At 42.1% G+C, this 447-nt stretch carries 1 protein-coding gene; it reads right to left on the bottom strand.

Annotated elements, in window-relative coordinates; translation table 11 throughout:
* Positions 1-147 precede the first annotated feature (147 nt).
* Complete coding sequence (locus J5M67_RS28605) at positions 148-369, bottom strand: hypothetical protein (protein ID WP_207888696.1); 222 nt, start codon at positions 367-369, stop codon at positions 148-150.
* Positions 370-447 lie beyond the last annotated feature (78 nt).

Genomic DNA, 447 nt, shown 5'->3' with positions numbered 1-447 from the left:
TTTACAGACTGCAATGGAATGATATGACCATTTCATCTCAATAAAACGGGCGTTCGCAGCGGATCTTTACAAACTGTCTCAAACTTGAATCAACAGACAGCTGACACACTCTGTCACCTGGCACACACAACGCCGCCAAGCCATTGATTAAAAAGGATTTAACAAAAACACAAAATCCTGACCCGACGCCCTTCCCGTACGAAGGAAAAATTTTCCGAGCACTTTTACCGACTCGGAAATAGATACCGAAATGCGAGTGACGGGCGCATTAAAAACTTCCGCCCCGATTATTTTTTTGCCGCCACTTAAATCCTCACGCAAAACGTTTTTAGGAAAATTCCTAAATGTCAAAATTTGTGAAATACGCATCGCGTGCACACCTCACAAAATCCGCCGTGATACTCTAAAATTGCACTTTCAACGTCAAGTCGAATTACCAAATAAAAA

It is taken from the genome of Pseudomonas sp. 30_B (genome assembly GCF_017491605.1).
Classification (GTDB): domain Bacteria; phylum Pseudomonadota; class Gammaproteobacteria; order Pseudomonadales; family Pseudomonadaceae; genus Pseudomonas.
This window is presented reverse-complemented; position numbering and strand designations above follow the sequence as displayed.

Coding starts and splice junctions, on each gene's coding strand:
- J5M67_RS28605 (WP_207888696.1), bottom strand. CDS start 369: ATGCGTATTTCACAAATTTTGACATTTAGGAATTTTCCTAAAAACGTT.